The following is a 25490-nucleotide window of genomic DNA, read 5'->3' on the forward strand; positions in this document are numbered from 1 at the left end:
CAGATGATGTTGTTGTTATATTCACCCCAGTTAGGGGGGTGGGGCCTTGACCGAAGACGCTGACATAGTAGGGCTCCAGGCCTACGCCGACGAGTTACGCGAGACCTTCATGCGCATGCAGCGCGACGCGAGCGAGCTCAACGCCCGCGCCCAGGCGATCCGGGTCACGGAGAGATCCGCTGACGGGCTCGTCTCGGCCACGGTGAGCGTACGCGGCGAGCTGATCAGGCTCGATCTCGACCCCCGGCTGTACCGTCGGCCCAACGCCAGGGGGCTGGCCGACGCGATCACCGACACCATCCGGCGGGCCACCGCCAAAGCCCTGGAGGAGCTGGTCGACCTCTTCGAGCCCGTGGTGCCGCCCGAGCAGTTACGCGCCCATCTGGAGGGCGACCTGGAGGCCGTGCTCGATCAGCTCTCCGGTCCGCTGCCGGGAGAAAGACGCCGCCGATGAGCGCCGACGACCGGGCGGACGTGCACATCCGCGAACCGATCAGCAACAGCCTGAACCAGTGGGACGCCATGGCGACCGACCTGGGCACCGCCTTGCCGGCCATCGCGGCGCGGATCCGGGCGCTGAACGCCGCCCGTCCCCAGGGCGACGGGCCGGACGGCCTGTCCTTCAGCAGGCAGTACCTGGCGGGCGGGGGCCCCGAGAGATTCCTGCGCGACACCGAAGATCTGATCAAGGAGATCTCCGGCTCCGGGCCGCTGCTGCGCGCGACGGTCTCCAACACCCTCACCACCGAGCAGGCGATCGACCTGGGCCTGTCGAACGCCTACCGAAAGGCATGATGGCGGGCAAGGGCGACGTCACCAACGCCACCGACGAGGCGCGGAAGCCGGCGGGCGGCACCGGCGCGTTCGACGGCGGGATCGCCACCAAGGACGTGGAGCCCGTCTGGCAGACGGAGGCGCTGCCCGGCTGGGTGGTCCACCACCTGATCCCGTTGCTCACGGCGGGTCAGAGCTGGCCCGAGGGGAGCGAGAGCAAACTCTGGGAGTTACGCGTCGAGTACGTCAAGCTGATGAACCTGCTCATCGGCACCCTCGACCCGACCGCCGCCACGGTGCAGACCCTCAACGGCAGCCTCCAGTCGCCCGCCAAACCGGCCATCTTCAAGCGGCTCGCCAAACTCTACGACGACAAGGCCGGCGTGGTCGCCAAGGCCCAGGAGTCCTTCTCCTACGCGAAGATGGTCGACAACTTCGCCCGCGAGACCCAGTACACCAAGCTCTCGATCAACGTCGCCTTCTGGATCGCGGTGATCGCCGCGTTCATCGCCCTGATCGCCGCGGGCTTCTTCCCTCTCGCCAGCCTGATCCTGCGCAGTGTCGGCACCGCCGGAGGCACCAGGATCGCCATGATCATGCAGCGCCTGGCGCTGGTGGCGTCGAGGTCGGGCGCGGTCACCGCGAGCGGCCAGGTCAGCAAGCTCGCCGGAGCCGGCGCGGGCTCGTTCTTCAACAAGGCGCTGGCGTACGAGCTGTTCGAGGAGATCTCCGAAGAGCTCCTGATCGACCTCACCACCCAGTACCAGCAGATCAAGATGGGCACCCGCGACTCGTGGGACTGGAAGAAGGTCAAGGCGGCGGCGATCGGCGCGGGCGCCGGCGCGATCGCGGGCACCAAGCTCGGCGATCCGATGTCGCGCTTCGCCAACGACCTGCCCGGCATCTCGCGGCTGAACCGGATGGCGGGCGACAACCGCGGCGTCGGCAACGCGTTCCTGCGCTTCCCCGGACGCGCGCTGAACACCGGCCTGAACAACATGGTCGCCTCGCCCGCCGGCAGCATCGTCGCCAACTACGCCGTCTACGACCAGTTCGCGCTGCCGGGCGCGGAAGGCTTCTACGGCGGTTTCCTCGGCGGCGCGGGACGTACGAACACCCTCAGCCCGACCAACCTGGAGGTCCTGCACGCGGCCGTCACCCCTGTGACCTCGCTGAGCAACGTGGTCAACGAGGCGATGGCGGCCCAGCAGAACGGGTCCGCCACCACGGCGGGCCCTTCTCTCGGTGACCTCTCGTCCACGGGCAGTCCCCAGGCCGGTTCGCCCGACACCTCCGGGAGCCCTGTGCTGCCGCAGGGCGACCTCCCGGGCGGGGGCAGGCGGGACCGTACGAGCACGGTCACCGAACCGGCGGCGCCCCAGCAGCCCGCGCCGAAGGCGGCCCGAGCCGTACAGACGCCGGACGCCACCCCGGACACGCCCCAGGCCCCCCGCCCCCAGCACACCAACGACACCGAACCCCGCCAGGACACCCCCACTCCCCCGGCCCCCCACGTTCAATCCCAACCGCAGGCCCAGCCTCAGGACCTGCAAGACCAGCAGGACCGATCGCAGGACCCGCGCCAAGACGCGCGACCGGCGTCCCAGCCGACCGCGCAGGACGCCCCCGCCGCCGATCAGCAGGCCGCGCCCACGACGGACCAGGCGCCCGCCGAAACGCCGCACACCTCCCCCGTCTCCGACACCACGGCCTCCCAGACGCCGACCACCCCGGACGCGGCCCCCGCTCCAGACACGACCGCCACGCCGGACACGACGCCCCCTCCAGACACGACCGCCACCCCGGACGCGACGCCCGCTCCCGACCGGACCGGCACCCCCAACACGGCCGGTGCCTCCCCCGAGAACGTCACCCCGGACACCACCAGCACCCCGGAGACCGCGCGGGCCGGGGACCCGCGGAGCGTCGGGGAGCCTCGTGCCGCCCAGGCACCCGACCCCGCCCTGACCTCGCAGGACACCGGCACCCTCACCACAGCCGAGACGGCGGCCACCCCCGGCCCCACCCCGCAGGCCCAGCCGGACCCAGCCCCGGCCCTCGTCCCCGCCCAGCAGCCCGCCACCTCCGGCCCCGCCCTGGTCACCAGGCTGATCGGCGCCGTTCGCCGGACCAGGGACGCCCATGCCCTCGTGAGCGGACGTCCCATCAAGCACACCAGGTTCGTCGCGAACGGCCGCGACCGCGGTGTGCCGGTGCTCACGGTGGCGGAGGCCAGGGCGGCGTTCGAGGTCGAGATCCTCGCCTCCGACCTAGGGACGGAGATCACCGGCCTGCGCTGGACCGCCCCCGACACGCTGGTGGTCGAGGTCGCGGGCCTCCCCGACCAGACGTTCACCTTCGAGGTGGGCCACGTCTCCCGGCGGAGGCTCGGCCGTACCGTGTTGTACGCGGACGGCGTCAACAAGGTGCGGCTGGCCCCGCGCGTGGCCCCCGACCAGGTGGCCAGGCTGATGCTGCACGAGATCGCCGACACCCTGCACGCCAGGAACGAGCCTCGCCAGGGCCTGATGCGCCGCCTGATCACCCAGCCGAACGAGCGCGACGAGTGCCTGACCGCCCGCCACCGCGAGCTGGCGTTCCTGAACCGCCGGATCGACCTGACGAGCGGCACCCAACGATCCGCCCTGGAGGAGGAGCGGGAGGCCGTACGCAGGATTCTGGAGGCCCGCGGCGAGCTGGAAGAGGGCGGGGCGCGACCGGCGCCGGCCCGTCAGTCGACGAACGACCTGATCGACCTGCTGACCCGCCACGACCAGGCCGTCGCCCAGCTCGTACAGGATCTCGACCAGGCGCTGGCGCAGCAGATCGACCGGCTCCTGCGCGTGGAGTCCGACCTCCGGCTCCTGGCGATGACGGTGACCGACATGGGCACCTCTTCGCTGCTGACGGCGGTGTCCCGGGCGAGGGCCGCGTACGAGAGCGCCCAGTCGCTCGTGCACACCGCGGGCGCTCCCGGCAGGAAGGGCACCGAGTTCGCCAGGGCGCTGCACGCGGCCCACCAGCTCCGCCTGCGGTACGAGGAGCAGGCCGACCCGGCCGTCTTCGTTCCCGCGCTGCCCCGAGCCACCGAACCGGACGTGCTCCGCGCCCACATCGCCGCGCTGCGGGCGGCCGCCGCCGAGCTCACCAGCCCGGCGCGACGTTCACCGGGCACGGCGGCGGACCGCCAGAGCGCGGCCGACTCGGCGCTACGGGCCGCCGAGACCTACCAGTTGCTCTTCGACGAGACGGTTCAGGCGCGGCGCATCCTGATCGCCCCGCCGCACGTGCTCGCCTCGCAGCTGCTCCGCCTGGGCGCCACCCACGAGGGGTACTACCGTCAGCTCACGACGCCGGACCTCGTGGCGAACACGCGCGCCGCCCAGGCCATCGACGACACGCTCGGCGACCTCCTCCAGCACGTGTCGGACCGGCGGGCCGCCGCCACGGCGCTGCGTACCACCATCGAGGGGTTCGACGGGGTCGTCAGGGCGCAGCGCGCGGCGGTGCGCGCCTACAACGAGGCGGCGAGCGCGCCGTACGTGCTCGCGGCGGAGGCGCTGGCCCGGCAGGACCTGGAGGGCGCACAGAGGTGGCGGGCCACCGCGGCGGAGCTCGCCCGGCTCGGCGCGCTGCACGAGGCGGCCGAACGCCTGGCGATCGCCGCCCGCGACGCCCACGTGGTGCTCGCCGAAATGCTGAAGAGCGTGGCCTCGGGAGAGCCGGTCGACCACGCCGCGCTGAACGCCGGCGCACGAGCGGCCGCCGCGGCCATGGAGGCGTACCAGGATGCGGTCGCCGCGCTGCCGCCGGCGACACCGCCCGCCCTCTCGGTGCCCAAGTTCCCGCCCACCGCGCTGTCGGAGCTGAGGGCGGAGGTCGAGGCGGAGGAGAGGAGGCTGGAGGCCGCCTGGGCGCACAACCTCGAACTCAGCAGCCGTCACCGGGACCATGCCGAAGAGTCCTGGGACAAGGCTCGGGAGGCCTGGAATCACGCTTTCCTGCACGGCCTGAACGAGGACGACGGCGCTCCCGAGCGCGCGCGTCAGCAGGTGCTGGCCGCCGAGCAGGCGGAGTCCGCCGCCAGGTACCACACGCGGGCAGCCGAGCGGTACGCGGCCGCCGCGATCGCCGCGAACCAGGCACTTGAGGCCGCCGACGCGACACTGACCGCCCTGAACAGGGTGAACAGGCCGGACAAGCCCAGAACGCTCCAGGTCGAAGTCGCCCTGCACGAGCTGAGGAGCCGATCGGACGCCTACGACTCGGCACACCGGGAGGCGCTGCCGCCGCCGCACGCCCTGCTGGCCGCCTACACCGCCGGCCCGATCGCCAACCTGGCCCGGCTGACCGAGCTGGTCAACAAGCTGCTCACGGACCAGGGCCTGTCCGCACGCTTCTCCCAGGAGGAGCTGAGGCGGGCGATCCGCCAGGCCTTCCAGACCGCGGTCGCGCCGGACGGCCTGCTGCTGCGCCTGAACGGGATCGCAGGCGCGGAACTGCGGATCCGGTTGACGCTTGACGACCTCATGGAGGTGGTGAAGCCGGCCGCCTCCCACTCCGAGACCATGCTCGGACAACTGCCGCAGGGCGGCGGCAGGGCGTCCGCCACCGGCCGCCGCTCCAGGGGGTTCACCTTCGACCGGGACATGGTGGACCTGGGCCGGCACTGGATGCGAAGCACGTCCTCGGATACCCTCCAACGCATCGCCGACCACGGTGTCATGAGGCTCAAGTGGGGCAGGGGTGGCGCTCACTCCGTCTCCACCGCGGCTCAGGACAACTGGCTGGGCGGCAACGTCGAGGACAACCGCGGCACGGCCACCATGTTCACCGCCAAGGCGAGCTGGAACGTGGAACTGCGCACCGCGTCCGGTACCCCGGGGACCGTCTCGCTGCCCGCCGGGGAGACCACGCGTCAGAGCCTGTGGCTCTCGCACGCCTATCTCCTCGATCCCAGTGACAGGCCCCTCCGGCTTCCCGAGGCCGACCGGCGACGCTCCCCCTTCCCCGAGCACGTCGTCGTCAGCATGACCGGCCTGCTCGATCTGGCCGAGCGGGTGACCGGACGGCTGCCGAAGGTCATGCGCAGCTCCGTCGCCCGCGACCAGGTCGTCACGGCGATCACCGAGGACCTGCCCAGCAACCTCGGCATGGCCGTCAACAATCCGGCGGGGCTGCGCCGGGCCATCATCGTGAACGGCCGGATCCATGGCGTGATGACGATACGCACGACCGTGCTCCCCGGGGACACACGTGTCGGCGGCCCCAGCACCAAGCACCACCAGGAACGGCTGCGCGTCGGATCCTCCCAGGCGGCCCAGAGCCACTCCGACAGCCACGACACGGGCTTCGGGGGGGCTATGGGGGTGACCTCGAAGACAGCCGACGAGTCCGTCGACAACCCTGCAGTAGATTTCACCCTCCGCGGCGATGTGAGCAGAGCGGCATCCGCGTCCACCAGTGTGACCGGCGTGGCCATCCATCCGAGCGTGCAGCGATGGGCGGGTGAGACCCAGGGCTACCTGCTGAACATGGTGCACACGGTGACGATCCAGATGGACGGTCAGGACCCGATCACCCTCGTCTCCGACCCGAGCACCGGACTGTTCCGCATCCCCGAACCGGACGCCTACCGCTACGGCCTGCCGGTCGACCCGGCAGCGGAGGTCGGGCGCGACGCGGACGGCAACGTCGTGCTCAGAGGCGATCCCGTCAAGGTCGATCCGCCCGGCAGAGTCGGCGCACTGCCCACCTGGTACGGGACGGGCGAGGGACAGACGCGCGGCGCGGGCCCGGCGCTGGTTCAGCGGATCACCGGCATGGACTCGATCCGGGAACAGGTCGAGGAGTATCTACGCCGCGAAGGCGTGTTGCCGAAGCTCAGGAACGGCGTCCCCCACTACTCCCTCGACGCTTCGGTCAGGGCGAGCCAGATGGCCAACGAGCAACTGGTCGCCGAGCAGTTCTCCGCCGAACGCCTGGAGACCGGCTACGACCAGGCGGCCCAGGCGGGCCTGATCGTCAACCTGGTCCACCACAACCCCCTCGGCCCGGCCGAGCACCACACCCTGCGGATCAGCCTGAGACAGGACTTCGACAACGCCGTCTACGAGGGGGTGACCGGCGCCGAGCCGGTGGTGAACCTGGACATCGGCTCCGACACCTACACCTCGTCCCGGAACATGACCGGGTCGTGGGGAGCGGGGTTGGGCGGCGGCCTCTCCCTTAAGGACGACCCCGGCCTCGATCTCGGGGGATCCAACCTCTCCGGCGGCTTCGGCCGGAACCGCCAGGTGGAGCAAACGGCGGGCAGCACTGTCAACCAGGTGAAACTCCTGGAGGGCACCGGGCAGAGCGCGGTCTTCCGCATCCCGCACATCGTCCAGGTCGAGCGGCTGACCGGGACGAACCCCGGACGGCCCGTGGCGGAGGGACGGGCCGGGGACGCGCGGATCGTGCTCCCCTCCGACCTGCTCCCGCTCGCGCCGTCGTCCGACGGGCACCCGCGTCCGCCGGGGCCGCGGCACCCCACCTCGACGTCGGTGCTCCGGCGGGCCACCGTCGCCCACCTCGACGTCGGCGACATCGCGACGACCGTCGCGGACCTGCTCGACGGTTCGCTCGACCGCGACTCGCCCGCGTTCCAGCACCTCGCGGCGTTCTTCAACGTACGCAGCCTGATCAGCCACCCCGAGGTGTTCACCTCCGGTCACCGGACCGGGGTGGACGCCCAGACGGCGACCGGGACGGCACGGCACCAGCCGGTCCGCCTCCACCTGACGCCGGGCCGGTCGCGCTTCCTGTCCGCCACCGACATCCTGGTCGGCGACATCAACCTCACCCTCAGCTCCCAGAGCAGCACCACCCGGATCTCCAAACCGCGGGACGTCGGGGGCTCCATGGGAGTGCCGGCGCCCGGTGAGCGGGCGGGCGATGGGAGCGGCACCGCCTCGTGGGGGCGTACGACCTCGAACGAGCGGAAGCTGATCTCCGGCCCCGAGCGACTGAGCATCGACACGGGCAGGCACTACTCCTTCGTGATGGACGTCGCCGCGGAAGTGACCCTGGGTTCCGGCATCGGCGCGAAGACGATCACGCGGAACGACGGCACCGTCGTCTACCTGGTCGCCGAACGCGACGCGCTCGACCTGTACGCGAACAGAGAGGTCGAGCTGCCGCTGCACCAGCTCGTCGACGCCGCCGAACGGGTGATGAACGGCGACCTGAAGCTCGGCCGCCGGGTGGCGGTCAGGTTCATCACCCGATACCTCCAGGACCTGGAGAGCGCGAGGGACGCCCATCCGTCGGGCGTCCCGGGCCTGACCACCCTGCCCGGCGTCCCGCTCAGCCGGGGGCACGACACCGGCAGGGCCCTCGCCGCGCTCCTCGAACTGTTCTCCTCCGAGACGCTGGCCGAGATGATGCCGCCGGGGGTTCCGCCGGGCCGGCCCGGCGAGCTGGACGCCGAGACCATCGACCGCATGCTGAGCCGGCCGGAGTTCCAGGACCACGTCAAGGCGCAACTGCTGGCGGCCGCCGAGCGGCTGGAGAACGGCGAGGTGCCCGCCGTGCTCGCGCCGACGTACCAGGACGCCATCGGCATGAGCACCGTCAAGGGGGTCAGCCTCCATCCGGAGGACCGGCCGCGCGCCGAGGTCGAGCTGCTGGACGAGATCACGAAGGCGGTCGAGGCGGTGGCCCCGGGCGCGCTCGCCCAGGACACAGACCTGTGGCGCGCGCTGTCGGCCGACTTCTCCGGCAACAGCTGGCTGGGCAAGATCGACACTCTGCTCGACCCGGACTCCCCGCCCGCCGAGTACACCGTCAGGGGCGACGGGGTCACGGACACCCTTGAGGTCACCGTACGGGCCGTGCTCGGCGATGACGTCCAATATCGGGGCGAGGTCTCCGACGTGGGGCAGATCCTCCAGCTCTACACCATGCACGAGGAGAACGTCTCCGAGTCCTCGGCGCTGACCGGCACCTTCGGCGGCAAGGACACGGAAGACGGCACGGAGTCGGGTTCCACGGGCACCGACCGCGGACGCGGCGCCTCGGCCGCGAGCAACCTGCAAGAGACCCGGGTACAGCGGGCGGCGTCGTTCGAGGGGACCAGGGCGGAGGTGCGTCAGGGCATCAGGCTCGTGGTCGACGTACGGCGGGTGAGGTCCACGTCGCCTGCGGAGGACGCGTCGCTGGTCGGGGAGGCTTCCCGGCGCGTCTCGGGAACCATCGACCGGCTCATCCCGCCCGGCATGGTCGCGGGCACGGGCACGGGCACCGCTCCGCAACCTGCCGTGGCCGATCCGCGGCCCTTCCCCGTGCCCGAGAACTTCATGGTCGAGAGCACGCGGGTGAAGGACCTCGCCAAGGCCGTCGAACGGCACCTGAAGGCGACGATGGACCTCGACCTCTCCCGCCAGGAGTCCCGTACGCTCGCCCGGATCCTGACCGGCAACAACCGGAACACCAACTTCGAGCTCATGACGGCCGAGGACGGGCTCATGGTGCTCGAAGTGCCGCTGGCGCACGGCAGGGTGGCCCGCGTGCACGTCGGAGCGGTGTTGTCCGAGCCCATGACGATCGCCCAAGGTCACAAGGACTTCGAGATCGGGCAGGTCGACCGCAGGCAGTGGGGCACGTCCGCGAGCTCGGACCGTACCCGGTGGTTCCCGGCCGGGATCGCCGTCGGGAGCAACGACATGCGGAGGTGGCTCCCGTTCGACCTCAAGTTCGGCATGAGCGGCAGCTACCGCAGCCAGGGCGGCGACGGCGCGTCGGTCGGCGGTGGCAACCGCAGGGAGACCAGCGTCTTCGAGAAGGCCGACAGCAGCTCGGTCAGGTTCCGGGTCGACTACACCGTACGCGTCGAGGTCTCGCCGGCCCCGAAATCCGGGCAGAGGCCGCCGCAGGGGGCCGTCCGCGTCGCCACGGGCCACGCCGATGTGATCGTCTTCGACGAGGTCATGCGGGAGCTGGCCGAACAGGCCGAGAACCCGCCGCCGGCTGTCGGCCACGAGGCTCCCGGGCCGGCCACTCCTGCTACCGCCGCCGCCCTGCCGGGGCCGGTCGGCTCCGGGACCGGGCGGCCCGTTCGTTCGTACGGGGGGCTCAGGCAGGCGCAAGTGGACGCCCGCGATCGGAACCAGAACGTCCTGGTCACGCTCCGGCCTCCGTACGGGCCGCCCCTGACCTACGTCGCCACCCCCGACGGCCGCCTGACGGCGCAGGGGGACGACGGAGGATTCGGGCGGCGCTTCGCCGGACTGCCGTCCTCCCTGATCGCGATGGCCGAGCAGCACGGGGTGGACCTGCTGGCCCTGCACGAGCGCACCATGCCGGGGACGGACACGAACCCTGCCACCTCCGTCGACCCCGCCGACCCCGCCGGACGCCCCGAGCGGCAGGCGGAGACGGAGCAGGCCCCCAGCCTCGCCGAGCACCTGAGGAACGAGCTGAACAGGCGCGGCATCCTGCGGGCCGCGGATCCGGCGGCCTGGCCGGCCAAGAACAAGCCCGACGACGCGGAGAACGGGCCGGGCGGCGCTCCCCGTTCCACCCACGGCTCCCCCCTCCCTGACTCCGCGTTCGTCGCGGACGGCCGGGCCGCCGGAGAGGACGACCTCACCGTCGACGAGGCCAGGCAGGCGTTCAACAACGACGTGCTGCTGGAGGACTTCGGCGGGGTCGCCGGGGCCTGGCGGGTGATCTGGGACGGCGGCGACACCCTCGTCCTGGAATCCGACCTGCTCGGACGGGTGCACTTCCAGTTCCAGGTGGGGCCGGTCGAGGGCGGCTACCTGGGCGAGACCACGGCGACGAACGCCAGCACGCGGGGCGACCCGCACGTGGTGACCCTGGCTCCCCGCGTCGCCCCCGACCAGGTGGCCCGGCTCGTCCTGCACGAGATCACCGACGTGCTCCAGTTCCGTACGGAGGGCGAGCACGCTCACCCGCACGCGCCGGGAGAGGCCACGCGCGACGAGTGCGTCACCGCCCGCCGCAACGAGCTGCGCTTCCTGGAACGCAAGCAGCGCGAGGCCCTGGCGGCGGGCGACACCGCGGCCGCGGACCGGCTGGCCGCCGAGATCGCCGCGGTGGAGGCCGACCTCACCACGCGCACCGGCCCCCCACACCCCATCGACGCCCTGATCAACTGGACGGAAGAAACCGACACCCAGGAAGCCTCGGACATCCAAACCGCCCCGGAACCGGAGGCCCGGGACGCCCGGGACGCCCCGGAACCGGAGGCCCAGGGCATCCCTGGTGATCCGGAACTGGCGGCTCTGGGGGTCCGGGGTGAGCCGGAGCCCCTCGGCGCGAACGTCTCCAAGGTGACGCTGGCCGACGGCTCCTCCGCCCTGCTCCTTGAGGAGTCCACCCCCCAGAGCAGGGACCTGACCCTGGTGATGACCGGACTGGCCCACCGCCTGGGCCTGGTCGGCCCCGCCAGAGCGGCCGGCGACCGGCACATACTGATCGACTGGACGCCCACCGCCTCCTCCTCCGGCTTCCTCGGCACCCGCGAGGCGGTACTGATCGGATACCTCGTCGCCCTGGCCGACGTCCCGCCGCTCGTCACCAGACCGGCCCTCCACGTCCTGTCGAGCGGCCGCCCGCTGCTCGACCTGTTCCTGCGCGAGGACGCCTCCGGCCACCTGGAGTGGGCGAGGAACCCGCTCTCGCCGTCAGATCTCGTCGCGCTGGAGACCATGCTGAAGGGCTTGCAGGAGGAGTTCGCACGGCTGGGCCTGCTGTCCCAGTTCAATCTGATCGTGGAGCGGCACCGGTCACTCGCCGGTGGCCCGCTCGTCAGCAACGCGGCCGGGGCGGAGAGTGTGCTGGCCGCCGCGCCGGGACAGTACCTGCGTCTTGGCAGGGTGGAGCAGCTCAGCGCCGCCATTGACCAAGGTTCGCCCTCGACACGTGCGGGCACGAAGGCCGCGGCCGGGAGCCAGACCATCGATCCGGCGCTGCGCCTGCGTGACAATCTCCGGCACGTCGTCGTGGAGAAACGGCGTTCAGGCATCCTGGGCGTGGTCTCCACGTTCGCCGACGGGTCCCGGGCGCTTGAGGTCCCCGCCCACCTGGCCGCGCAGGTCCTCGTCCAGGCGCTGGTCAGACGGGTGCTGGGCGTCGCCGGTCCAGCCGTGCACGTCGACGGGGACGGAGTGGTCTGGCGCACGTTCGGCAACGACAGGTTGCGGCTGAGCCTGACCACGGGCATCGCCAGCTCGGTCGAAGCCCCCGGAGCGTACGGACGCACGACCGAGGTGACCTTCGGCGACGGCCGGCGGGCGCTGCGCCACGAGTTCCAGACACGCGCGCAGGCCGACGAGTTCGAGGCCACGCTGGAGGAGCTCATCGAGGCCCGCGACGGCGTGCCCGGCTCCCATCGGGCCGTTCCCACCGTCGTCTACGAAGAGATCACCACCGAGTCGCCCGATGAGGGCCGCCTGGCCACCCGGGCGCTGTACGCCCTCCTGCGTCACGGCCTGGCGCCGGACCAGGCGACACTACGGCGGATGCTCGACGTCAACCCGCTCCTCGCCCGATTCGGGGAGACCGTGGACGGGCGGTTCCAACCGGGCGCGCCGGTGTTGCCGACCCGTGTCGTCGCCGACCTGACCGCCAAGCTGGAAGAGTTACGCGCCGTCTTCGCAGCGCTCGGCCTCGACGCCCGGCACGAGTGGCTCCTGAACACGCTGAACAGCCTCACCGGCTCCGACGAGGCCGGGCTGATCCCGCTGGCGTTCTCCGAGGACCTGACCACGCCGGAGTACCGCGTGCCCGCGTGGCAGCCTCCGCTGGGATCGGATTCCCTGCCGGCCGAGCTCCTGCAGAACGACCATCTGGCACAGGCGTACGAGCGTGGGCTGTTCAGCCTCATCGCGCAGGCCCAAGCCGAACTGGCGGGACGGCCCACCGCCGCCGGGCACGTGTTCGCCTGGGTGCCCGGCGTGCTGATCCCCCCGAATACCGCGCCCGGCGACGGGTTCTTCATGCGACACCTTCTCGATGGCGTCGACGACGCCGACCTGCTGGCCGAACGCCCCACCGGCGTACGGGTCACCGTCCTGTCGACCGACTACGTGCCGGTCGGGGATCTGTCGGGCAAGCCGCATCATGTCACCCTCAGGACTGACGCCCCGTTCACCGTGACGGCCGTGCTGCCGACGCCCGACGGCCCGCACTACTTTCTCACCCAGACGTCCGCCCGGCCCCGGTCGGGCACCATGGTCACGCCGGCGATCAGATTCTCCAGCCAGCTGGCACAGGATCTGGCGGCCCTCTTCCAGAACATGCTCAACAGGACCGCCGCAGGCGTTCGCGTCAGCAGCGGTCCGGCTCATGACACCGCGCCTTCCACGACGCCCGCCCACCAGGGCGTCTTCGTGGTCGAGGGGCGTTACGTGGAGCGGGGCATGATGGTCGGCGGCCGGCGCCTGCGGGCCGAGGCGGTCGCGGCGATGCTGCTGATCTTCGCGGATCTGCCGCCGGGCGCGACGATTCTGCTCGCCGGTCCCCATGACGGCACGACGGGCTTCGCGCAGGAGCTCGCTCTATTCACCGACCGGGTGGTGCTGGCCGCGGACGGTCCGGCGGAGAACACGACGGAGGGCGACCGGTCCGTCCAGAACGCCATCGGGTCACCGGCGCGATTCAAGATCTTCCTCCCCGCCGACACCTCGGGCATCGCGGCGGCCCGACTCCGGGCCTGGCTCCGCTCCGAGATCCCGAAGATGGACGAGCCCTTGGATCTGCGCACGCCCGGCGGCTGGGCCGGGAGCGAACGTCTTCCACTCGCCGAGCTCCGCCCTCGCAACACGGGCAGGCTCTATGTGCCCCAGTCGTTCACGGAGGAGGAAAAAGGCTGGATGCGTTCGGGCTACATTATGGTCAGAACGGTCCTTGAGCAGGCTGGCGGACGCGCACTTCGCGCCTCTGAGATCGAGCGCCTGCTGCCGTACATCAACCCCCTGAAGCGCAACCCGAGGGGCCTGATCAACTGCGCTGAGGTGGCTCTCGCGGTCGACGACATCCTCGGCGGCCGGCCCGCCGTCGCCGGACTGATCGGTGAGCACGCCGGCACCTGGTCTCGCCTCTACACCGGCCGCGCCATACGCGGTCCGTTGCGCATGACCTCCTCACTGGAGGAAGCGGAGGACCTCATCCGGCAGATCCCCGGCTCCCGCGGAATACTGGTGGGTCATCGCACCAGCGCTTCGGGGCATGCCTGGAACATCGTCAACACCGATGCCGGCCTGCTCTACATAGACGGACAGTCCGGATGGATGAGCGCCGTCAATCGAAATAATCGCGGATACGCGTCCTACGTGCTCTACCAGACCGCCTGACGAAAGAACCGCAGTGATCGACAGAAGTGAAGCCGAACGCATCGCCCTCGAGTTCGCCCGCGAGCTCATGCCCCAGTACGACCGGGAAGAGATCGTCCTCAACGACGAGGCGGCCATCGAGAAGCCGTACGGATGGCTGTTCGTCTTCACCACAGCCGCGTTCCTGCGCACCCGCGACTGGGAGGACGCCCTGCTCGGGGCCGGTCCGCTGCTGGTGCTGCGGGAAGACGGCCAGGTCGTCGTCCTTCCCACGTTCTACTCCGAGGAGGACGCGTTGCGGGCGTACGAGGAAGGACGCCTCGACGGGCGGTTCGAACAGCCCGAATGAGCTGAACGCCGCCAGGACGTTCTCGACGCGAAAGACGCGTCATGAAGCCGGGCCGGTCCCCGAGCGGTCCGGTCAGCCGATTCTGCCGGAGACGGCGTCGTCCGCGTCGTTGCCCCAGACGTCGTCGTCCTCGTGCAGCCAGGTGCTGTTCTCCGTCTCCTCCTGCTCGCCGGCCGCCCCCGCGCCGCCCATCGGCATGTACGGGAAGCCGTTGCCGGTCGCGGACGCGGATCTGGCGTTGAGCGGGAGGGCGCCGACGCCGGTCATGGTGCCGCCGACGCCGTTGCCGCTGCCTGCGGGAGGGATGCTCCCGTTCGGGAAGGAGGTGGAGGCGTCCGGGGTCCAGCCGGCCGGGCGCCGGAAATCCTCAAGGGTGGTCGAGCCTGAGGTGTCCGGCAGGCCGCCCGTACCCGGCAGGCCGGCGCCGGTGTCCGGGCCGGTGCCGCCGCCGGGGTACGCGGCGCGGTCGGCGCTGCCGGGATCCCTGCCACCGGGGGTGCCGGTGCCGGGGTGGGTTCCGCCGGGGTCGGTGTCCGTGCCGGAACCGTCGGGAGTGATCCCGCCGGGATAGCCGTCCGAGCTGAGGGGGTCGCCGGGCAGGCCGGGCGCGGACGGGCCGCCGGGCGAGGCATCGTCGATGGCGTCGAAGTCCTCGTCCTGGAAGTGGTCGTCGGGACGGGTGAAGGAGTCCGGATCGATGCCGTCGCCCTCGGTGCGGTCGGGCGTCTCCGCCGGAGGGGTCGGAGCCGTCGGGTCCTTGAGGTCGGGCACGACCTTGTGGATGCTGAACGGCCACTGCTCGTAGGCATGGCGCAGGTCGTTGTTGAGCAGCCGGAGATGCTGGCCGGCCAGCTCGTCCGAGGAGCCCCACTCGTACCCGGCGTTCATCGTCCTGTACCAGCCGGGGATGCTGTCGTCCCAGGTCTCGTCGTTGTCGCTCCACGCCTGGCCCTTGTGCTCCACGAAGTCCTGGTGGGCCAGCAGCCGCTTGCAGAGCGCCTCCAGCGGCCCGCCCACCGCCCTGAACTTCTCCGCCAGCTCCCGGATGGTGGCGTGCAGCGTGCGCAGCGACTGCTGCGACTCCACCGACGAGGGCCCTTCCCAGACCTTGGCCATCGCGGTCGCGCCCGACACCAGGGCCTCGTTCATCGAGGTGAGCCGATCGGCGGCCGACAGGTAGGACGCCGCCACCTGCTGGAGGGACGGCACGTCGATCCCTGTGATCGCGCGTTTGACCCCCTTCACGCTCCGGCCGTCGTCGTCGACGGCAAAGGACGCGCCCCCGCTGGGGCGGATCGGGTGGTCACCGGACACGTCTACGGCCATCTCCAGCCCCCGTTCGCGGCGTCGGCGCGCTTGTAGTTGCCCGCGCCGGCGTCGATGAGCGCGAACGCGATCCTGAGCTTCTCGTTGACCTGCTCGTAGACCGCGGTCAACTCCTTGTGGCCCTGCACCAGCGCCGCTCCGAAGCTCTTGCCGCCGTCCCAGCGATTCACCTCCGCGAGGTGATCGGCGAACACCTGCACCGATCCGCCCTGTGCCTCCACGTCGGGGTGGGAGCCCTGAGCTGGCTTCGTGGCGGTGGTCAGCCGGGCGTTCGGATCGCTGCCGTACAGTTCGGGAAATTTCGCCCAAAGGGCGTTGGCGACTTTTACCAGCTCCGCCGGAGCGTACTCGACACCGTCCCTGTCGGCGACCAGACCCGGCCAGCTCTGCTCCAAATGCCAACCATTGTCGGTTGGTGCCATGACAGCCTCCCACATGTGGTTGATCAAGAAGCCTACTAGGCGGCCATGCCGTATAAAAGCGTGATATCCATCATCATTAAGTTTCTTTCGCAACCTGCGTAACATTATCCGTCATGCAGACCCGGAAGGATCTTTACCAGGCGCACAAACTGATGACCCAGCGCCTGGGTTTGGCGCTGCTGCAGGGCGAGCCCGATCTGCCCGAGTCCCCCATGCGGCGGTACAACGTGGCGACCTTCGCCGGCATCATCCTGCTGGTGCTGATCACGGCCGGGTTCGGGATCTGGGGCATGCTCAGCCCAGGAGGGGCCACCAAGCTCAAGGAGGCGGGGCAGTTGCTCGTCGAGGAGGAGACCGGCGCCTCCTACGTCTACAACCAGACCGAAGGCAAGCTCCAGCCGGTGGAGAACTACGTCTCCGCCAGGCTCCTGCTGGACAGCCAGGAGATCAAGGTCCGTACGGTGTCGGCCGAGTCGCTGGCCGGCTTCGCACGGGGGCAGAAGGTCGGCATCTCGGGCGCGCCCGACTCGCTGCCGAAGCCCCAGAAGCTGGTCAGATCTCCGTGGACGGTCTGCGTGGTCGAACAGCAGGACGCGACCGGGGTCCGCCGCCCGTACGTCACGCTGCTGGGCGGGATCGACGTCGGCGGCACGCCGGTGGGCACCGACGCGCTGCTCGTCGACGACGGGCAGCAGAACTGGGTGTTGTGGAACAACTACCGCATGCTGGTCAGGAGCCCGCGCCGGCTCACCGACCAGGCGCCGCGCCGCGTGCCGATCTCCTGGGTGAACTCCATCCCCGCGGGTCCGGACTTCGCCGCGCCGGCGATCGCGCAGCGCGGCAAGCGGGTGCCGGGCCCCGGCGGCTCGCCCGCGCGGGTGGGGCAGGTCTTCACGCCGGCCGCCGTGCCCGGCGTGCCGGAACGCTGGTACGTGCTGCTCGCCGACGGCCTCACGCCCGTCACCCACACGCAGGCGACGCTCCTGCTCCAGGACCCGGACACCAAGATCGCCTACGGCGGCGGCCGGGTACGCCCGATCACCGTGGACGCCGCCACCGTCAACGCCGCCAAGATGTCGGCCCTTCGCCTCCTGGGCGGCGGGCTGCCGGTCACCATGCCGCGCTTCCGCGCCCCGGCGGCGGACGCCCCCTTGTGCGCGGTGTACGCCGACACGGTCAGGGGCTCGGTCCGGGCACGGCTGACGACCGGGGCGACGCCGGCCATCCCGAAGCCGCCGAGCAGCGGCAACCCCGACCGCGTCGACCAGGTGCTGCTGCCGCCGGGCGGCGCGGCGCTGGCCGGCCAGCTCTCGGGCGAAGGCCGGACCGACGCCATCCACGAGTACTCCCTCATCACCGACGAGGGCAGACGATTCCGGCTGGCCTCCCCCGACCTCGTCGGCACGCTGGGCTACGACGCCGCCCAGGTGGCGCCGGTGCCCGCGCATCTGCTGCGGCTCATCCCGGAGGGCCCGCTCCTGGACCCCGCCGCCGCGCGGAAGCCCGTCGGGGAGACGTCGTCCGAGCGCCTCCCCGGCCGGCCCTGAAGCCCGTCCGCTCAGGTACGGGGGAGACCGGCCTGCGTGTCCTGCTTGGGCATCAGCGAGTGGCTCTCCACGCTGTACTCGAGCGCGGCGGTGCTGAACTCCGGCAGGTCGCCGGACTTCAGGGTGTCGAGCTCGTTCGGTATGCCCTTCATCGTGGGGAACATCTTCCCGCTGGACTCGGACACCTGGACGGCCTGGTAGAACAGGGTGCCGAGGATGGTGACCGCGATGCCGTGCTTGATCAGCACCTTTTTCATCGACGTGGTGGTGGTCCTGCTGACCTTGAGGTCGAGCGCGTACGCGATGAAGTTGCCGTAGACGCTGTGGCGAAGCACCAACAGCGTCATGGCGTAGAGCACCAGGTATCCGGCGACGCAGACGCAGGTGAGCGCCCCCACGTGGTACAACTTCGCGGTCTGGTCGACGGCCTCGCCGGCGCTGTTCCGCGTTGACCTGAGAGTGTTCAAGGATTTGGTGAAGTCGTCGTACGCCTGATCGAACTGCTCCCGTGCCGTGCCCTCCCAGGTGGCCCCCGAGCCGGTGAGCGTGGCCCGCAGCTCTTTGAGCTGCGCCTCCAGCGCGTCCAGTTCGGACGTCGTCCCGCCCTGGTCAGTGGTGCGCCAGGTCTTGGACGACTCCGACATCTGACCCGGGTCGGAGATCATGAGCCCGATCATGAGCACTATGTAGAAGGCCCAGGGACGCCTGATCAGGAGTGCCGCGCCCGAGGCGGTGGCGGCCGCTTTCCAGTAAAGGCCCTTGTCCGCCTCGTAACTCATCTACGTCTCCTTGCCGATGATCTCGGGAGCGATGTCCTCGTCGTCCTCCCAGACGCCTTCGTCCTCCGACAGCAGCGAGCCTTCCTTCCGGTCGCGTTCGTCGAGGCCGTTGCCCGAGCCGCCCATCGGCATCATCGGCATCATCGGCATGCCGCTGCCCATCCCCCCGGACGTGCCCATGCCGGGAACCCTCGGACCGGCGGCGGCGCCACCGCCCGAGCCCGCGCCGTTGCCGGTCGGCGACCCCCAGGTGGTCCCCGGCCGGGTGCTCAGGTCGGTCAGGTTCGGGTTCGGCGTCCCGTTCAGGGCCCTGGGGTCGTACGACGAAAGGCCGGTCGTGTCCCGCGGCGAGTTGATCGCCGAGTCGATGTCGGGGACCTTCATGTTCGGGTCGCCTGCGCCGGACAGGCCGGAGTCCGGCCGGTCGATCCCCGGCAGGTCGGTGCCGGGGAGGTCGCTCCCGGGCCGGTCGGCGTCCGGCAGGTCGCCGTTCGGCGGGTCCGTGCCGGGCAGGTCGGTGTCCGGCCGGTCCGTGACGGGCAGGTCGGCGTCCGGGAGGTCGCCACCGGGCGGGTCGGCGTCCGGCATGTTGAGCTCCGGCGATTCGGGCATCTTCGGGGTCGGCACTCCGCCGCCGGTTGGGTCGTAGTCCTCGTCCTTGCGGTACAGGTTGGCGTTCTCCTCCTCGGCCTCGTGGTAGTTGGCGTCGGCCGCCTTCAGCGCGGCCTGCCAGCTCTGCAGCGCCTTCTTGCCTCGCTCCAGAGCGGTGGACTGGGCCGCGATCGCCCCGTCATGGGCCGTGGTGAGCCCGTAGCCGATCACGCCGAAAGCGGGGAAGGGCACCCCCATGTGGCCGGACTTGGCCCGCAGCGTGTCGATGATCGCCGTCTGTCCGTTGATCTGGCCGCTCGCCGCGTTGAGCGCGCCGTCCGTGAAGGCGATGCCCGACGACGGCAGCGGCACCTGGGTGCTCATCGGGATGCCGTACTGGCCGTAGGGCTGCTGCCCGGTCGGCTGCGCGCCGGCGCCGTTCTTCTGCTGGTCGCTCACCTGATCACCGGATCCGTCACGTCATGGTTGCCGTTCCAGGCCGACCTGTCCTCCGACAGGTAGGTGGTGCGCTCCAGGTCTCCGCCCGCGTCCCCGGCCGGGCCCGCGCCACCCGTCATCGGGAGGAACGGCGTGCCGGACAGGCCCGCCGCACTGCCGCCGCGCATCACCCCGAGTCGCCCGCCGGGTGTGTACGCGCTGTTCGGCGAACCGATCACCGACGGTACGGGCTGGTTCGTGGCGACCGGCGCCGCAGCCGTGTCGGGGGTCACCGCGAGGGGTGGACGCTCGCCGATCGTGGGCTGGTAGGCCGAGCTCTCGGTCCGGACCGGGTCGGCCTCGGGAGTGGCGTCGTCGAGCTCGGTCCTGTCCTGGGCGCCGATCACCGGCGGGGTGGTGCCGTCCTCCGTGCCTGTGCCCGTCCCTGCGCCCGCGCCGGTGTTGTCGGCCTGGTCGCCGGGTTGTTGTCCGGGTGTGTCACCGCCGGCGGGCTGGTCACCGCCGGCCGGCTGGTTGTCCGGGGGCGTCCCCGGAGCGGCGTCGTCCTCACCGTCTCGGGGGATCTGGTCCTGCGCGCCCGGGTCGCCGGCGCCGGTCGTGCGCCCCTCGCCCGTGCCCGTCCCGCCCGGGTCGCCCGCGCCGGTCGTGGGACCGTCGCTCCGGCCCGTTCCGCCGTAGACGACGTTCGTCGTGGCGAGCGGGCCGCCCGGGACCGTGACGGCCGGCAGCTCGTAGGTGATGTCGTACGGGACCGAGCCGAGATGCAGGTCGCGGATCTTCTCGTTGAGCTTCCGCAGCGCCGCCTGCGCCCGCATGTTCTCCAGCAGGGCGACGGCGTTGGCCTCGTCGTCGCCCTGCCGGTCGAGCCCGTACAGCGCCCGCTGGACCCGTACGACCTCCTGGACGTCCGGGTCGTTCTTGTCCAGTTTGATGCCTTCGACCTCGGCGATGGCCACGGGGATGGAGGCGGCGTAGCCTTCCAGGCTGCGGCCCATCTCCGCGAGCTTGCGCGCCAGCTCGTTGCCGGTGGCGTACAGGAGCTCAAGCGCGATGCGGGCCCGATCGGCGTCCGGTCCCTTCCAGATGGTGAGGATCCGGCCCGCGTCGTCCTCGATCCCGACGACCGCGTTGAGGACCGCCTCGGCCGTGCTGATGTAGGTGGATCCGGCGAGTTTGACCAGGTCCGGCTGTGACGTCGCCAGCAGGCGCTGGATCTCCGCCTTCGGATGGACCTCCGTCTCGCCGGAGGGGACCTGGTCGCCCCGGATGACGAGCGTCTCACGCTTGGTGCCGACGCCGGCCATGGTCACCCGCCCTCGTTCCGGGTGTCCGCCTCGGCGTGGTTGGCGGCGCTCGCCTCGATCGCGGCGATGACGCTCTTGTACGCCTTCACGAACTCGGCGTAGACCTGGCCGAACTTCTGCCCCGCGCCGTCCCTGCCCGCGGTCGAGCCGAACACCTTGGCGTCGATCCACTCGCCGAACTGGGCGGCGCCGGGCTGGACGTCGGCCAGGGCGCGCCCGCTGACGCCCGGCCTCTCCATGGCCTGCAGATTCTTCGACATGGCCTCGGCGATCGACCGCATCACGGAGGGTTCGTGCACCCTGCCGTCGCCCTGGAACTTGTCGGCCGTGTGCGGCGGGATGCCCAGCGGGTCGGTTCGTGGTTCGGGTTCCTGGTTGCCCATCGGCTCCCCCCTGCTGATACGAGACCCCGGTCACCACGGCTGGGCGGCGCCGGGCTGGACGTCGGCCAGGGCGCGCCCGCTCAGCCGCGGCGACCGGGAGGCGGAGGCGCGTCAGTCCGTCCAGATGGCGATGTTGCGCCGCTCGGCGGCCTCGTAGTTGCCCTTGGCGATGTTGACGGCGGTGGCGGCCTCGAAGAGCTGCCTGCCCATGGCCCGTTCGTGGGCGTCCCACTGGTCCTTCTTGGTGTTGAAGAACTGCTCGGCCTCGCCCTCCCAGCTGGCGGCGAGCTCCTTCTTGATGTCGGCGAACAGGTCGTCGGTGACCTTGTCGAGCTCGGTCACGACCTTCTTGAGCTCCTCGTAGGCCTGCTCCATGCTGCCGAACTTGACGTATGTGTGATCATCGGGAACGGTCACTGGGATCTCCGTGGCGTCGGCCGGCTAGTTGCTGTTGATGACGTTGTCGATCCGGCCCGTGAAGCCGTCCCTGGCCAGGGACCCCGACAGATCCAAGTTCTGGTCTGCGGCGTTCCGGTAGACCCCGGCGCCCATGTTGAGCCGGTCGTGGATGTCCTCAAGGATCTTGATCACGGCCTTGAACTCGACGTCCCACTCGTCGAGGGCGTGGCTGAACTTCTGGGCCGCGCCGCCCCGCCACCCCTGGGTGGTCAGGTCGCCCTTGATCGTCTGAACGCGCTGGCGCATGCCTTCGATGTACTGCGCGGTGTCCTCGCAGTACCCGGCGGCGTTGGTCAGCTGCGTCGGACTTGCTCCGTACAGTGCCACTGGACCTCCAAGTGGACATTTCCTTGTCTCGCATACCGGTTGGCCGACATGAATAGGGCGAACCCTTGCGAAACAACATCGACTCGCATGTTAACCACCACCCGTCCCAGCGATCACAACCGTCCGGTCGACGAGAAGAAATCTGCGCTCAATGCCAAAACATTCTGCGCTCTGTGCTAAAGACGCGAAGAACCCGGCATCACAGGATTGCCCCTCGGACAAATCACCTTTTCGCTCTTTCGGAGATGAAGAACTTGAGAATCACGAAGAGGACGGCCGGTGCGGTCATCGCGACCGTGCTCGGCACGACGGCGGTCTTCACCGCCACCACCGCCTCGGCGTCCCGCCAGGCGGCCGAGACGCCCGAGACGCCCGCCGTCGTCTGCGGCCCGGGTTACACCGTCCAGCGCCAGGCCGCGTTCGCCGGCGGCGTCGCCTACCTGCTCCACAACCCCGGCAAGCAGAACGCCTGCGCGGTGACGTTCAAGACCAAGGACGTGGGCACGCGCGGCATGGTCTGGTCCGCGGTGGACGTGAAGGGCGCGGGCGTGGTGAAGAACGAGGAGATCACCCCTCTGCACACCGTGCCGGTCTACCACGCCGCGCCGACCGGGTCCTGGGTGAGGTTCTCCGGCGGCGTCAAGACCGCCGACTCCGGCGGCGCGTACGAACGCATCGGCTGAGACCCGCGGCGGGCCCGCGACGGCCGACCTGTACGGCTGACCGTTCACGCGGTTAGTGTTTCTGATCGTCTGGGCAGGTCGCAGGCTCCGACGACGGCCGTCGCCGGACTCGGCCAGGAGCCGTACGTCCAGGAGGTCGCGGACGACGGCGAGCACCGGCCGGACGACGGCGCCGTGGAGCCGGGGAACCCAGGGCTTCGGCCTGGTCGGCAAGTTCGCCTTCGACGGCGCCTACGACGCGGCCCGCAACTCCGCCGCCGACTACCTCAAGCACGCCAAGAACCAGCTCGGCCGCTGGCAGACCCAGCTCAACGAAGGCGCCAAGGTCATCAGGGACGCCACCGACAAGAGCACGCTGAAGAAGTAGCAACCATGGATCATTACCGCAACGGCACGACCCTGTACACGATGGCCGTGGCCTCCTGCAACGCGGGCGCGGCCCGAGATGGAGAAGGTGGCCGAGAAGTTCACCCTTGAGGTGGCCAAGACCGGCGGCGTGTACAAGGAGCTGGCCCACACCCTCGACCAGCTCGCGAAGATGTCCCACACGGGTGCGGTGTCGTCCGCCGCCCTGGGCGGGTTGTTGCTGAGCCTCTCGGTATCGCCGACCTGCCCACGCAGCGCCAGGCCTAGCTCACAACTCCAGCCGCCGCCGGATGCGGTCGAGTTCGCCCATCACGTCCTCGAACGTGCGGTTGTAAGCGGACTCCGCCTCCTTGATCTGGTTCAGCGCGGCGTCCGGGTTCCTGAGGTACGTCATGGGGCTGTCCTCGGAGTCGCCGAACGTCTCGCTCATGCCCTCGGCGACCTGCCGCTGCAGGTCGGCGGTGGCGTCGTTCAGCGCCGTCTTGATGAGGTCGGCCAGCTCGCCGGACGACAACCGCAGGCCCTTGGGGTGCAGTTGCAACTCGCGGACGCCCTCGTGGCCGCACTCGACGGTGACCAGCCCCTGCTCGTCCTGGGCCCGTCCGACGAAGGAGTCCATCTTCTTCTGGAACTCCTCCATGCGGGCGAACTGCTGGTCGGCCCCCTTGAGCAGCTTCTCGATGTCGATGTTCGCGAAGTCTCCGAATTCCTGCACAGCCTCACTCCTCCGCTCGAAACGGCCAGCAAAGTATCAGCCCGACAACCCGCGTACCCAGGTGTAGAGCTCCAGCACGCCGGCCGCGAGCGGGAAGAGCTCGACGATCAGCAGCAGGTCCAGGATGTCCCCGGCCCGTCCCCAGAACGGCGACGGCTTGCCCGAGGCCAGCCCCCTCCCGACGCCCACCATCAGCAGGGACGCCCACAACACGCAGACCGCCACCGCCAGCGCGCCGATGACCCCGCCCTTGGAGCTGAGCGCGAAGGCCGTCATGGCGAGCCCCGCCATGCCCGGCCCGAGCAGCCAGAGCCGCTGGCCGACGCCGGAGAACACGCGGGCGCGCATGATGAGCGTCAGCGAGATCGCGACGGTCATGATGTACGCGATCAGGCCGTCGTGCAGCACCAGCAGCGCCTGGGCGACCAGCGCGGCCAGCCCGACGGCGACGATCTGCGCCGTGGCGTAACGCTGGGCGATCACGGTGCGCTCCTGGATCGCCGCCGCGTCGAGCCGCTGGTTGTCGGCGCGCAGTTCCTCGGCCGTCGTGGGCATGGCCGGCAGCGGCACCCGGGCCAGCCGGAACGACAACGTCGGCACCAGCGGGCTCAGCGCCAGCAGCACGGCGATGGCCACGGCCGCCACCCCCGCGGGGACGGTTCCGGTCAACATGACCACCGCAGCACAGACCGCGCCACAGGTCGCGGCGATGGACGTACCGAGAAAGCCGGGAATGCCGTGCGAAATCATCATCCCGGCGACGGCGGCGGCGAGCGCGGTGCAGGCGAACGCGGCGAGCAGGTGAGGAGCGCCGACACCGGCCAAGCTGCCGGTCCCGGCGGGCGTGAACAGCCCGGCCAGGAAGGCGTACGGCAGCGCCGCGTGACCGATCAGCGCGCTCGCCATGGAGTCGCCCATGGCCCGCGACAACACGGTTCCGGCGGCGATGAGCAGCAGCGCGAGCGTTCCGAAGACGACCGGCCCGACCAGCGGGGGCAGGCCCGCCAGGGCCAGGCCGACGGCCCCGAGGACCAGCAGCCCCGTGGCTCCGGCCGCGCCGACAGCCGTGGTGTGGGCCGCCGTCCACTTGCCCGGCCCCTCGCGCACGCCGGTGGCCACGACGTCGGCGACGTCGTCGAAGATCGCGGCCGGCAGGATCGACTCACGGGGGCGCAGGTAGAGGATCTCGGCGTCGAGCACGCCGAGCGCGCTGAGGCTCTGCTCCAGGTCCAGCGGCGCGCCGCCGAGCCGCTGCAGCGTCCATCCCGGCGACGACGTCGCGTCGCCGCCCACCTCGCCGAGCATGCGCAGCAGCCCCGGCAGCACGTGCGGCAGGGGGATGTCGGCCGGCAGCGTCAGGTCGGCCTTGCGGCTCGGCCCCACGATCGTGACGTTGCACAACGTCGGCAGCGGCAACGGCAGTTGCGCGAGCGCGCCCTGCTGAACCGGCCCCGACGGCGCCTGAGCGGGCTCGGCGGCTTCCCCGGCGGGGGGCCGGGATTCGGGCAGCGGCGGCTTCTGAACCATCGATCCCACGGTCCACTCCGTCCCAAAAGGATCACGGACAGCACAGACCATAGCGGGTCACTTCTGGTAAGAACGTCGCGTGAGCAAAGTGGTTGTCCGGCGCCCGGAGCGTCGCCCCGGCCCGAAGCCACCTCGCGGA

The 25490-nt window shown here is 70.7% G+C and carries 17 protein-coding genes; 7 read left to right on the plus strand and 10 right to left on the minus strand.

Translation table 11 applies throughout. The features are described from left to right. Positions 1-46 precede the first annotated feature (46 nt). From ACIHAD_RS38775 to ACIHAD_RS38790, 4 genes are read left to right on the plus strand one after another with little or no spacing between them, the layout of a single operon-like run. Positions 47-454, plus strand: coding sequence for a YbaB/EbfC family nucleoid-associated protein (locus ACIHAD_RS38775; RefSeq protein ID WP_397359748.1), 408 nt, complete (start codon positions 47-49; stop codon positions 452-454). After that, positions 451-795: a hypothetical protein gene (locus tag ACIHAD_RS38780; RefSeq protein ID WP_397359749.1), complete on the plus strand. Its 345-nt coding sequence runs from the start codon at positions 451-453 to the stop codon at positions 793-795. The genes ACIHAD_RS38775 and ACIHAD_RS38780 overlap by 4 nt, the downstream gene beginning before the upstream one ends. Further along, entirely contained in the window at positions 792-14135 is a 13344-nt protein-coding gene (locus ACIHAD_RS38785) for a toxin glutamine deamidase domain-containing protein (protein WP_397359750.1), read from the plus strand. The genes ACIHAD_RS38780 and ACIHAD_RS38785 overlap by 4 nt, the downstream gene beginning before the upstream one ends. A gap of 13 nt (positions 14136-14148) precedes the next feature. After that, the gene (locus ACIHAD_RS38790; protein ID WP_397359751.1) at positions 14149-14463 is read left to right on the plus strand and encodes a YrhB domain-containing protein; all 315 of its coding nucleotides are present in this window, start codon (positions 14149-14151) and stop codon (positions 14461-14463) included. A gap of 72 nt (positions 14464-14535) precedes the next feature. On the opposite strand, the gene ACIHAD_RS38795 is transcribed toward ACIHAD_RS38790, so the two are convergent. After that, the gene (locus ACIHAD_RS38795; RefSeq protein WP_397359752.1) at positions 14536-15789 is read right to left on the minus strand and encodes a hypothetical protein; all 1254 of its coding nucleotides are present in this window, start codon (positions 15787-15789) and stop codon (positions 14536-14538) included. Beyond that, a complete protein-coding gene (locus ACIHAD_RS38800; protein WP_397359753.1) occupies positions 15780-16211 on the minus strand; it encodes a hypothetical protein in 432 nt (143 codons plus the stop codon). Before ACIHAD_RS38800 ends, ACIHAD_RS38795 begins: the two co-directional genes overlap by 10 nt. Positions 16212-16324: 113 nt before the next feature. On the opposite strand from ACIHAD_RS38800, the gene eccB reads away from it, so the two are divergent. Beyond that, the gene (eccB, locus tag ACIHAD_RS38805; RefSeq protein WP_397359754.1) at positions 16325-17758 is read left to right on the plus strand and encodes a type VII secretion protein EccB; all 1434 of its coding nucleotides are present in this window, start codon (positions 16325-16327) and stop codon (positions 17756-17758) included. An 11-nt stretch (positions 17759-17769) separates the two neighbouring features. Here the strand turns inward: eccB and ACIHAD_RS38810 are convergent, their stop codons facing one another. The 6 genes from ACIHAD_RS38810 to ACIHAD_RS38835 form a co-directional block, all read right to left on the minus strand. Then, positions 17770-18537 carry a WXG100 family type VII secretion target gene (locus ACIHAD_RS38810; RefSeq protein ID WP_397359756.1) on the minus strand — a complete coding sequence of 256 codons (768 nt, stop codon included), beginning with the start codon at positions 18535-18537 and terminating at the stop codon, positions 17770-17772. After that, positions 18538-19587, minus strand: a complete 1050-nt coding sequence (locus ACIHAD_RS38815) for a hypothetical protein (protein ID WP_397359757.1) — start codon at positions 19585-19587, stop codon at positions 18538-18540. Then, positions 19584-20897 carry a hypothetical protein gene (locus ACIHAD_RS38820; protein WP_397359758.1) on the minus strand — a complete coding sequence of 438 codons (1314 nt, stop codon included), beginning with the start codon at positions 20895-20897 and terminating at the stop codon, positions 19584-19586. The genes ACIHAD_RS38815 and ACIHAD_RS38820 overlap by 4 nt, the downstream gene beginning before the upstream one ends. Next, positions 20894-21274 (minus strand): hypothetical protein, encoded by a 381-nt coding sequence (locus ACIHAD_RS38825; protein WP_397359759.1) that lies wholly within the window; start codon positions 21272-21274, stop codon positions 20894-20896. The genes ACIHAD_RS38820 and ACIHAD_RS38825 overlap by 4 nt, the downstream gene beginning before the upstream one ends. 111 nt (positions 21275-21385) lie before the next feature. Then, positions 21386-21691 carry a WXG100 family type VII secretion target gene (locus ACIHAD_RS38830; RefSeq protein WP_357701773.1) on the minus strand — a complete coding sequence of 102 codons (306 nt, stop codon included), beginning with the start codon at positions 21689-21691 and terminating at the stop codon, positions 21386-21388. Between the two features lie 24 nt (positions 21692-21715). Further along, positions 21716-22060: a WXG100 family type VII secretion target gene (locus tag ACIHAD_RS38835; RefSeq protein ID WP_397359760.1), complete on the minus strand. Its 345-nt coding sequence runs from the start codon at positions 22058-22060 to the stop codon at positions 21716-21718. Between the two features lie 254 nt (positions 22061-22314). Here ACIHAD_RS38835 and ACIHAD_RS38840 point away from each other — a divergent pair, with 254 nt between their 5' ends. After that, a complete protein-coding gene (locus ACIHAD_RS38840) occupies positions 22315-22743 on the plus strand; it encodes a hypothetical protein (protein WP_397359761.1) in 429 nt (142 codons plus the stop codon). 55 nt (positions 22744-22798) lie between these two features. Further along, the gene (locus ACIHAD_RS38845) at positions 22799-23110 is read left to right on the plus strand and encodes a hypothetical protein (protein ID WP_397359762.1); all 312 of its coding nucleotides are present in this window, start codon (positions 22799-22801) and stop codon (positions 23108-23110) included. A 267-nt stretch (positions 23111-23377) separates the two neighbouring features. Here ACIHAD_RS38845 and ACIHAD_RS38850 read toward each other — a convergent pair whose 3' ends face one another. Both ACIHAD_RS38850 and eccD read right to left on the minus strand, forming a co-directional pair. Beyond that, entirely contained in the window at positions 23378-23824 is a 447-nt protein-coding gene (locus tag ACIHAD_RS38850) for a YbaB/EbfC family nucleoid-associated protein (RefSeq protein ID WP_397359763.1), read from the minus strand. Positions 23825-23860: 36 nt separating this feature from the next. Then, the gene (gene eccD, locus ACIHAD_RS38855; RefSeq protein WP_397359861.1) at positions 23861-25351 is read right to left on the minus strand and encodes a type VII secretion integral membrane protein EccD; all 1491 of its coding nucleotides are present in this window, start codon (positions 25349-25351) and stop codon (positions 23861-23863) included. Positions 25352-25490: the final 139 nt, after the last annotated feature.

Origin of the sequence: Nonomuraea sp. NPDC052265 (assembly GCF_044547985.1) — a bacterium.
Taxonomy (GTDB): domain Bacteria; phylum Actinomycetota; class Actinomycetes; order Streptosporangiales; family Streptosporangiaceae; genus Nonomuraea.

Bases quoted from the DNA above. Each gene is read 5' to 3' on its own strand.
- ACIHAD_RS38785 (WP_397359750.1), top strand. From the start codon at position 792: ATGATGGCGGGCAAGGGCGACGTCACCAACGCCACCGACGAGGCGCGG.
- ACIHAD_RS38800 (WP_397359753.1), bottom strand. From the start codon at position 16,211: ATGGCACCAACCGACAATGGTTGGCATTTGGAGCAGAGCTGGCCGGGT.
- ACIHAD_RS38825 (WP_397359759.1), bottom strand. From the start codon at position 21,274: ATGGGCAACCAGGAACCCGAACCACGAACCGACCCGCTGGGCATCCCG.
- eccD (WP_397359861.1), bottom strand. From the start codon at position 25,351: ATGGTTCAGAAGCCGCCGCTGCCCGAATCCCGGCCCCCCGCCGGGGAA.
- ACIHAD_RS38795 (WP_397359752.1), bottom strand. From the start codon at position 15,789: ATGGCCGTAGACGTGTCCGGTGACCACCCGATCCGCCCCAGCGGGGGC.
- eccB (WP_397359754.1), top strand. From the start codon at position 16,325: ATGCAGACCCGGAAGGATCTTTACCAGGCGCACAAACTGATGACCCAG.
- ACIHAD_RS38810 (WP_397359756.1), bottom strand. From the start codon at position 18,537: ATGAGTTACGAGGCGGACAAGGGCCTTTACTGGAAAGCGGCCGCCACC.
- ACIHAD_RS38780 (WP_397359749.1), top strand. From the start codon at position 451: ATGAGCGCCGACGACCGGGCGGACGTGCACATCCGCGAACCGATCAGC.